The organism is Burkholderia sp. THE68, assembly GCF_009938265.1.
In the GTDB taxonomy this organism is placed as follows: domain Bacteria; phylum Pseudomonadota; class Gammaproteobacteria; order Burkholderiales; family Burkholderiaceae; genus Caballeronia.
In genome coordinates this window covers 1,131,581-1,141,134 of record NZ_AP022319.1, presented here as the reverse complement: position 1 = coordinate 1,141,134, position 9,554 = coordinate 1,131,581, and the positions used below count along the sequence as shown (strand labels likewise).

At 66.4% G+C, this 9,554-nt stretch carries 8 protein-coding genes; 1 reads left to right on the top strand and 7 read right to left on the bottom strand.

From position 1 onward, the window contains the following. The first annotated feature begins 204 nt into the window (after positions 1-204). Positions 205-1,950 (top strand): cyclic peptide export ABC transporter, encoded by a 1,746-nt coding sequence (locus BTHE68_RS33720; protein WP_162070589.1) that lies wholly within the window; start codon positions 205-207, stop codon positions 1,948-1,950. A 616-nt stretch (positions 1,951-2,566) separates the two neighbouring features. Here BTHE68_RS33720 and BTHE68_RS33715 read toward each other — a convergent pair. The 7 genes from BTHE68_RS33715 to BTHE68_RS33685 form a co-directional block, all read right to left on the bottom strand. Then, positions 2,567-3,553 carry an ABC transporter substrate-binding protein gene (locus tag BTHE68_RS33715; protein ID WP_232078200.1) on the bottom strand — a complete coding sequence of 329 codons (987 nt, stop codon included), beginning with the start codon at positions 3,551-3,553 and terminating at the stop codon, positions 2,567-2,569. Beyond that, on the bottom strand, positions 3,550-4,317 hold the full coding sequence (fhuF, locus tag BTHE68_RS33710) for a siderophore-iron reductase FhuF (protein ID WP_162070588.1): 768 nt from the start codon (positions 4,315-4,317) through the stop codon (positions 3,550-3,552). The genes BTHE68_RS33715 and fhuF overlap by 4 nt, the downstream gene beginning before the upstream one ends. Continuing rightward, positions 4,314-6,404: a Fe(3+)-hydroxamate ABC transporter permease FhuB gene (gene fhuB / locus BTHE68_RS33705; protein WP_162070587.1), complete on the bottom strand. Its 2,091-nt coding sequence runs from the start codon at positions 6,402-6,404 to the stop codon at positions 4,314-4,316. Before fhuB ends, fhuF begins: the two co-directional genes overlap by 4 nt. A gap of 94 nt (positions 6,405-6,498) precedes the next feature. Then, complete coding sequence (locus tag BTHE68_RS33700) at positions 6,499-7,314, bottom strand: ABC transporter ATP-binding protein (RefSeq protein ID WP_162070586.1); 816 nt, start codon at positions 7,312-7,314, stop codon at positions 6,499-6,501. After that, the gene (locus BTHE68_RS33695) at positions 7,311-8,315 is read right to left on the bottom strand and encodes a TauD/TfdA family dioxygenase (RefSeq protein ID WP_162070585.1); all 1,005 of its coding nucleotides are present in this window, start codon (positions 8,313-8,315) and stop codon (positions 7,311-7,313) included. Before BTHE68_RS33695 ends, BTHE68_RS33700 begins: the two co-directional genes overlap by 4 nt. Positions 8,316-8,357: 42 nt before the next feature. Next, positions 8,358-8,603, bottom strand: coding sequence for an MbtH family protein (locus tag BTHE68_RS33690; protein WP_061173236.1), 246 nt, complete (start codon positions 8,601-8,603; stop codon positions 8,358-8,360). A gap of 73 nt (positions 8,604-8,676) precedes the next feature. Further along, the gene (locus BTHE68_RS33685; RefSeq protein ID WP_162070584.1) at positions 8,677-9,375 is read right to left on the bottom strand and encodes an RNA polymerase factor sigma-70; all 699 of its coding nucleotides are present in this window, start codon (positions 9,373-9,375) and stop codon (positions 8,677-8,679) included. Positions 9,376-9,554: the final 179 nt, after the last annotated feature.

Below are 9,554 nucleotides of genomic sequence, written 5' to 3'. Positions count from 1 at the left end.
GCATGAATTCCTTCGGGGTTCCGCCGCATCGGAAAAAGCTGCGGCGTGAACGTAGGGCCGCTGGAAATGCGGCTTCACTCGGGATGACGATCCGCGCGAAAAAATATTTACCGCTTTTAACGCGCTAAAGATTCGGCGCGCCGAAACGTCTCTATGTAGAGGCGCATCCAGCGCACCCTTTCCGACTTAAGCGATGCATTGCCAATGACTGCCATCAACGAGCTTTTAGATTCCTCCGCCACGCAGAAGCCTGCGGCGCGCCTGATTCTCGCGCTGCTCAAGCGCTCGCGCGGCGCGTTCGCGGTCGCGCTCGTCGCCTGCGTGATGAACGGCATCGCGAGCGTGATGCTCGTCGCGACGCTCAATCGCGCGTTATCGGCGCCCTCTTCCGCCGATGGCGCGCTCGCATGGCGCTTCGCGTTATGCGCGGTCGTCGCGCTGCTCACGCGTGTCGTCTCGGGCGTGCTGTTCGCGCGCCTGTCGCAGGACACGATGGCGCAATTGCGCGAGCATGTCGCGCGGCGCGTCGCGTCGGCCGAATTGCGCGATGTCGAGCGCATCGGCGCGGCGCCCGTGCAATCCGTATTGACCGACGATGCCACCAACGTATCGATGCTCTTCTTCGCGCTGCCGAACATCGTCATGCACGGATCGATCGTGTTCGGTTGCCTGGGCTATCTCGCGTGGCTGTCGTGGCCGGTGTGCCTGCTGGCGCTCGCGGCCATCGTCACGGGTTCGCTGGGCTATCACCTCGGCGACAAGCGCGCGATTGCATCGCTCGAAGCGGCGGGACAATCGCAGGACAAGCTGTTCGGCTATCTCGGCGCGCTGTTCGCGGGCGCGAAGGAACTGAAGCTGCATCGCGCGCGTTCACAACAGTTCGTCGACGGGCAACTGGGCGCGGCGATCGGCGAGGTGCGTGATCATCGGCGGCGTGCGTTCAGCGCGTATGCGGTCGGCGTGGGCTGGATCATCTTTCTGTTCTATGGGTTTCTCGGCGCGGCGGCGTTCTGGCCGTCGCTCGGCGTGCGTGCGGACGCGGCTTCGACGGCGGGTTATGTCGTCGTGTTTCTTTTCATGCTCGTGCCGCTCGATGGCTTGCTCAACAACATTCCCACGTTGAACGCGGCGCGTGTTTCGCTCGCGCGTATCGAGAAGGTGATGGCGGAGTTCGGCGGTCTGCGCGTGCATGCGTCGCCGGTGTCGTCGGCGCACGATGCGGGCTTTGAAACGCTCACGATGCGCGGCGTCACGCATTCGTATTTTCACGAGCGCGATGAGCGCATGTTCCGCATCGGTCCTGTGGATCTGACGTTCAGGCCGGGCGAGCTCGTGTTTATCGTCGGCGGGAATGGCAGCGGCAAAACCACGCTTGCGAAGGTGCTGACGGGGCTTTATGAGCCGGAGTCGGGCGTGATCGAAGTCGATGGCAAGGCGGTGGGTGCGAGTGAGCGGCCGGCGTATCGCGAGCGCTTTACGGCTGTGTTCAATGACTTCCATCTGTTCGATGCGCTGCTCGGTATCGTCGATCCGAACGATGCGTCGCGGGCGGCGGCGGATGCGCGGGCCAATGCACTCGTCGCGCGGCTTGCGCTGGATCACAAGGTGAAAGTAGTCGATGGCGCGTTTTCTACGCGTTCGCTTTCGACGGGGCAGAGGAAGCGGCTTGCGCTGGTGGTGGCTTATCTCGAAGATCGTCCGCTTTATCTCTTCGATGAATGGGCTGCGGATCAGGATCCTGCGTTCAAAGCGGTGTTTTACGAGCAGTTGTTGCCGGAGTTGCGGTCGCGGGGGAAGACGGTGATTGTCGTGACGCACGATGATCGGTATTTCTCGATCGCGGATCGGGTGCTCAAGTTGGAGAATGGGATGGTGGTGAATGAGACGCGCGGGGGTGTCAGGTCTGCGGTGGTGGATGGGGCTACGGCGGTTGTCGCCGGATCCCGTTAGCTTGTCGGTCTATTAGCACTGCCCCTGTGCGGGGCGGCAGTCACTTTCTTTGCTGCTGCAAAGAAAGTAACCAAAGAAAGCAGCCTGATACGCCCGCGGTCATACGCAATTTGGGTGTTCTTCTCGTCGATCGTGGCCTCTGTAGCGAGTGCCCTCGTAGGCCTAACCGGGCTTGGACCGCGCACGGTCTGACAAACTAGTCGTTGTAAGCGCGCTGGTTCAGCACGAAATGGCTTCGGCACAGCGCTGCGCGCTGCCGTGGGGTCTGCAAGGGAAACCGACGAGAAAAGAGCAACGCAGAAGCACACGCAGACCCGATTGACCGGTCGGCCGCGTAGCGGGCCGGAGCCATTTCGTGCTGAACCAGCCACTCACGCGGCGCGATGTGGCAGACCGTGCGCGGTCCAAGCCCGAGGTGGCCTGTGAGGGCACTCGCTACAGACGCCACGAGCGAGGAGAAAGATACCCAAATTGCGTATGACCGCGGGCGGCTCGAGCTGCTTTCTTTGGTTACTTTCTTTGCAGCAGCAAAGAAAGTGACTGCCGCCCCGCACAGGGGCAACGCCAATAAACCGACACGCCAACGGGATCCGGCGAAAAAAACAGAGCAAGTCCGCTAAGGACCAACCCTCGGCAATGCCAACAACTTCTCCGTAATCATATCCCCGAGCCGCAACGCCGACATCGGCCCGCCAAACCCCCAAATATTCGGCTCGACGAGCACCACACGCCCTTCCTTCTTTGCCGGCACGAACCGCCACACAGGCGAATCCAGTTTCGCATCGACAGCCACATCCGCCCCCGATGCGGTCACGAACAACACCGCCACATCCGGCCGCTTCAAAAAGTCCGCCGACGTCACATACACGGTACCTTCACGCGTCGGCTTTTCGGGCCATAGACGAACGCCAAGCACACGCGCCACACCCGCCGCCGTGCTGTTACCCGTATAAGCCCAATATCGATCAGGCAAGCCGAGTTCCTGCAAAAGCGCGAAGCGCGTCCCCGACAAACCGGCCTCTTTCAAACGCGCGGCATCGCGGGCAAGACCCGCTTCGAGCTTGGCCTCAGCATCACGCGCCTGCTGCTCACGCCCCGTCATGCAAGCGAGCGTATGAAAGATGCTGCGCGTCCAGTCGAGTTGCGTACGCGCGCCGTCACCATCGCCCTTCTGGACATCCGGGCTGAACTGGAACAACACTGTCGGCGCGATGCGATCCAGCGCCGCGAAAATCGGCGCGTGCCGATAACCCACGCCGATGATCAGATCAGGCTTCGTCGATGCAATCGCCTCCAGACTCGGCTCCTGACGCGTGCCGACCGTCGGTACACCTTTGAAGCGCGCGCTGTCGTAACCGATCCACCCGTCGTAATACTCGGGATCGACCACGCCGACGGGCGTCATCCCAAGCGCCGCGACATCTTCCGCGAACATGAACTCCAGCACGACGATGCGCGACGGATGCGCAGGCATGCTCTTGCTGAATTGCGAAACGGTCGGGTTGCCTGCGAGCGGCGCGCATGCCTTGTTCTCATCTGCCAGCGCGTGACGGCTCGCCAGCGCGATCCACAGACACGCCGCGAGCGAAACCGCACGCTTCATCGGATGGCGTCCTGCAATGCGAGTTCGTCGTCGCGCATCGTCAAAAGCAGCGGGCAGCTTGCGCACAGTTGCGTCTCTCCAGGAATCTCATAGCGCACGCAGCACACGCGGCGCGCGCGAAACGGGTTGGGCAGCAGCGGCGAACGCGGCGTCGCATCGCGTATCGGCGTGCGCAGCGGGTTGTCGTCGGCGGGGCGAAAGAGCCATTCGGCGTCGCTGCCGTCATCGCTCAGAATCGATGGGCAATTCCCGAGCAAGTAATCCAGCAGATTGCCGGCGTTGCTCCACAACACGCGCGGCGCGATCTTCGTCATGCCCGCAATCATGCCGATCACGCTGTCCAGGTGCGCGACGAGGCCGTCATAGCGGCGCGCAGGATCGGCGTCCGGAGCGTGCAAGGCGTCGGCGTCGAAATGAAGGGCGACGGGCACGCCCTCCTTCAGCACGAGATGCGTGCGTTCCGGCGACATATCGAGCGGACGCCCGAGCAGACGCGCCGCCGCCACGCCCGCAGGCGCCGCAAGCCCGAAGTAGTACTTGCTCCACTGCGACAGCAGCGCGCGCGCGTGCAGTTCGGCGTCGCCGCCGTAGAGCGCATGCATCGCGGCGAGCAACGCGGCGCGATGATCGGCAAGGGACGTCAGCGGGATGCGCGCGGCATCGTCGCCGATGGATTCATCAGGAGCGCCGAGCCACACGTTCTGGAGATACGGCGCAAGCGCGGGCGGCGCAAAATCGGCAAAGCTGCGCGCTCGAAGCGTCATCGCGCGCGTCCCCGGCCTTTGTCACGCCGCGTCTCGATTACGAGCAGCGCCAGCATGTACGGCGCACCGATCAGCGCGGTCAGCACGCCCGCCGGAATCTCGCGCGGCGCAAGCAAGGTGCGCGCGGCGAGATCGGCGGCGGCCAGCACCAGCGCGCCCAGCAATGCCGCAAGCCAGAGCCGCGTGCCGTGCGAGCGCGCGCCGAGCATCGTCGCGAGATGCGGGGCCATCAGACCGATGAAGCCGACCGGCCCGACCGCAGCCACCGCCGCGCACGCGGCGAGCGTCGCCACGGTCAGCACGAGCGGCCGCAGCAGCGCGATCGGCAGGCCGAGCGCGGACGCCTGATCGTCGCCGAGCGCAAGCAGATCGAGCGGCCGCGCGAGCAGCGCCAGCACCGGCAGCGCGAGCATGCACCACGGCAGGATCGTCGCGACTTCGCCCCAGCTTCGTCCATACGTGCCGCCGACCAGCCACACGACAAAACGCGCCGGCTGCACGCTCTGTTGCGTGATGAGCCATTGCGCGAGCGTCGTGCACAAGGTGCCGATGACGATGCCCGTCAGCGCCACCGCGAGCGGCGCGTACTGATGCCGCCGATTGAACAGCAGCGTGATGACGAGCGTCGCGCCGCCGCCGACGAGCGCGGCCGCAGCGAGAAAGAGATGGCCCGCGAGCGGCCAGATCATCAGCGCGGCGAGCGTCGCGAGCCCCGCGCCCTGCGTCACGCCCAGCACCTCGGGACCCGCGAGCGGATTGCGCACGACGCTCTGCATCAGCACGCCGCTCGCCGCGAGCATGGCGCCCGCGAAGAGCGCGCACAACAGGCGCGGCACGCGCAATTCGAGCAGCATGCGGGCGATGTCGTCGCGGTGCGAGAGCGCATCGATCCAGCGCGCGGGACCGAGCATCGTCGGACCGATGGACGCGCCCACGACGACCACCGCGCATCCGCTCGCGAGCAGCAACGCCGCGAGCACCGGCGACGGCAACGCCGACAACGCCCGCACCGCGCGCATGCCGCGCTTCACCGATTCGCGCGCCTGCCCGGCATGCAACGCGCCGGACCAGGCCGCGCCGCTGCGAATCATCGCGAGCATCAGGGGCGTGCCGACGAACGCGATCGCCACGCCCGTCGACAGCGTGGAATCGAGGCCGAGCGCGAGCACGGCGCTGTCGGTGGCGAGCACGAGCGCGCCGCCCGCGAGCGCCGAAAGCGGCACGAGCGCCGCCAGCTTCGATGCTTTCGCGCCGCGCACCTGCCGCAGCAGGTTCGGCGCGATCAGCCCGACATACGACAACGGTCCCGCGATCGCTACCGCGACGCTCGCGAAGCCGACGGCGACCGTCATCGCGAAGAGGCGGGTCGCATCGACGGGCACGCCTGCGGCTGCGGCGGCATCGTCGCCGAGCGCGAGCGGATCGAGCGGACGGATCACGAACGGCAATGCGGCGAGCGGCAACACGAGCCAGCCGAGCGCCGACATCAAGCCCGCCGCGCCCGGCTGATACAGACTGCCGCTCGCCCACAACGACGCCCCGACTACCGTCTGCTCGAAGAACGCGAGCAGGAGCGTCGAGATCGCGGAGAACAGCAGCATGCAGACGCTGCCGGCGAGCACGAGCCGCAACGGCGTCGCGCGCCAGCCGCCCGCCGCGGCCGCGACGCAACCCGCCGCCGCGAGACCGCACACGAACAGCAGCGGCACCGACGCCGCGCCGACGAGCTCCGGCGCGATCATCGCCGCGAGCAGGCCGAGCTGCGCGCCGCCCGTGATGCCGAGCAGATCCGGCGCGGCGAGCGGATTGCGCGTCAAAGCCTGAAAGAGCGCGCCCGCGACCGCGAGACAACCGCCCGCGACGAGCGCCGCCAGGACGCGCGGCGCGCTCAGGTCGAACAGAAAGACGTGCGCGAGCTGCGCGGCATCGCTGCCCGATGGCGCATCGAGCCACGCGCGGAACTCCGGGCCGAGGCGCAGCGCGGCAAGCGCGAGAATCAGCGCGATCAGCGCAACCGCGATCACGCCGACGCGATTCGGCGCGGCCACGTCATGTCGCGATGCCTGAGCGTGAGCGGCTGTTGTCATGCGGCCTTCCGTCCGGCGATCAGCGCAAGCACGGCAGACACGCGTTCCCAGAACGAAGCCGCGCGGCGCAAGCGGCGGCGAGTGGCAAGCGTCGTCATGCGGCAATCTCCCGCGCCTCGACGCCTTCGTAGGCGGGCACGCACATCGGCGCGCCCGTCTGCGGATGCGTGACGCGCAGCATGTTCACGCCGAAGGTCTCCTGCAAATGGCGCGGATCGATCATCGCCTCGGGCGAGCCCTGCGCGATGATGCGCCCCGCGCGCATCAACACGATCTCGTCGGAGAACGCGGCCGCCTGATTCAGATCGTGCAGCACCCACACGATCGTCAGGCCGCGCTCGCGATTGAGCCGCCGCAGTTCATGCAGGATGTCGAGCTGATGATGGATGTCGAGGTAGGTGGTCGGCTCGTCGAGCAGGACGATGGGCGCTTCCTGCGCGAGCGCCATCGCGATCCACGCGCGCTGGCGCTCGCCGCCAGAGAGCGCGGCGACATCGCGCGTGGCGTCGTCGACGAGACCGCTCGCGTCGAGCGCGGCGTCGATCGCCGCATGGTCCGCGCGGTTGAGACCGCGCATCCAGCCGCCGTGAGCATAGCGCCCGTATGCGACCAGCTCGCGCACCGTGAGGCCCGCCGGAATCTGGTTGAACTGCGCGAGCATCGTCAGCGTGCGGGCGAGCGCGCGGCGGCGCAGCGAGGCGATGGACTTGCCGTTCACTTCGACTTCGCCCGCCCGCGCGGGCTGCAGGCCGGCGAGCGTGCGCAGGAGCGTGCTCTTGCCGCAGCCGTTCGGCCCGCACAGCGCGGTGACGCGTCCTGCTTCGATATCGATGTCGAGCCCGTCGAGCACCACGTCGTCGCGATAGGCGACGGTCAGGGAACGCGCACGCAGCGCGGTACGGAACGTCATCGCGCCTCGCGGTAACTCTGCGCCATCGCAACGACGACCTTGCGCGGCCCTTCGAACGGATCGCGCGCGTGCGCGGTCAGCATGTTGTCGAGCATCAGCACGTCGCCGGTGAGCCACGGAAACGTGATGCGCTGGTCGTCGAGCACGGCGCGGATTTCGGCGAGCGCGTCGGCTTCGAGCGGCGCGCCGTCGCCGTAATGGACGTTACGCGGCACGTTGTCCAGCCCGACGGCATCGACGAGCGCTTCCTGCATCTCCTCGTCGAGCGTGGACAGGTGAAAGAGATTCGCCTGATTGAACCAGACCATGTCGCCCGTGCGCGGATGGCGCGCGACCGCCTGGCAGCGCTCTTCGGTGCGCAGCAGCAGCTCGCCGTCGTCGCTGTCGCGCCAGGCGCATGCGATGCCGCGCGCCGCGCAGATACGCTCCACCTCGCGCGGATCTTCCGTGCCGAACGCGTTCTGCCACGGCAGATCGAGGCCCTGCCCGAAGTTGCGTACGTACAGCAGCTCGCGTTCGGCGAAACGCCGCACCAGCGCCGGATCGAGCGCGCGATACACCGCGCGGCTGTCGGCGATCGGCGTCGCGCCGCCCACGCGCGCCGCGAGTGCGCAGTGAAACCAGATTCGCATCGGCCATTCGCGCGTGTACGACTGCTCGTTGTGCAGCGGTATCGAGCGATGCGGCGGATATTCCGTCGACGTGTACACCGCGCCCTCGACCTGACTGCGCGGCGTCGATGCGAATTCATAGCCGATCAGCGGATCGCCGAACGACGCGGCGAAGCGCTGGAACACTTCGATCGACTCGACGCGAAAGCCGGTGAAGCGCACGCCGCCCGCGCGTTCGAGCGACTCGGCGACGATACGTTGCAGCAGCGGCGCGGCGTCGGCGAGCGTGATGTCGGCGCCCGCGCGCGGCGAGACGACGACCGGCAGGCCCGGCTCGATGCGCAGATCGGCCAGTTCGGGCGCAGCCGCGGACGCGGTGAGTTCGGTCATGTGATGCCCTCTTGCGGAATCGTTTGCCTGAAAGCTCGTGGATCAGTTGAGGCGCGACTTCGCCTGCACGGCGAGCGCATCCATGTGACGGCGCAGGCTCGCGGGGCGCATGTCGGTCCAGGTGTTCTCGATGTACGCGAGGCAATCGGCCTTCACACCGCGCTGGCCCACTTCGCGCCAGCCCGCCGGCACTTCGCGGAACGTCGGCCAGATCGAGTACTGCTCTTCTTCGTTGATGACGACCGTATAGACGAGATCGTCCGCTGCGTGGTTCTGCTGTTGCGTCATGGTGATGTTTCTCTCCGGTGCGAAAGAGTCGAATGAGGCCTTCATCGAATAGACGTGCGGGCTGCGCGTTTTTTTACCGCCGCCGCGCGCGCCCACCGACGAACGCGGGACATTCGACATTGCGCTCGCGCGCATCGAGGCAATCGGCGCAATGCTGTTGCGCGTCACGCACCATGAAATGCACCAGCGTCTGCGAGACGTTCAGCGCCCGCGCCGTGCTCTGCAGCGTCTCTTCGCCGATGCGGACCATTTCGAAGGCAGTGCGGCTGCGGTCGGGCAATTGCGCGAGCGCATCGCAGACGCGGCGCAGGGTGTCGCGCGCCTGTACGCGCGCTTCGGGCGTGAGTTCCTGCGACGGCACGTCGAAGCCGTCTTCCTCGTCGGCGCGATAGATGTTTTCGAGGCTTTGCCGACGGCACGCGTCGATCGACGCGTTGCGCACCATGCGCGTGATGTAGCCCATCGGCTGACGCACCGCGTCCTGTTGCGGCAGGTCGATGAGATTGACGAAGACGTCGTGCACCACGTCCTCGGCGCGGCTCGCGCAACCGACGACGCCGCGCGCCATGTTCACGAGCATCTGCCGGTTCGCGATGGCGAGTTCGAGCAGGCTCGGCGCGGACGAGGCGCGCTGCGGCGGCGGTTCCGGCGTGACGCTGGCGCGCGCGGCGGGCCGCAGCCGATGCCAGTACGCATCGAGAGACAGATTCAGAGGCGGCGGCGAGGTCGAAGTTTGCTTCGACGATGCCGGCTGGACGCGCATGTAAGCCATAAATCGTGCTCCACTTTCGTAGGACTCGAGAAGTTAGCGTAAACGCGAATCATTCTCAACGTCAGCCCCACACGTCAGCGGGTTGTAAGTTTGCGCCCAAATTTCGGCGCACGCCTTGGCGGGCTGCGGGAGCGCGGCAAGCGGACAAAATGTCAAGGACGGTTGCTGAATGAAAAATT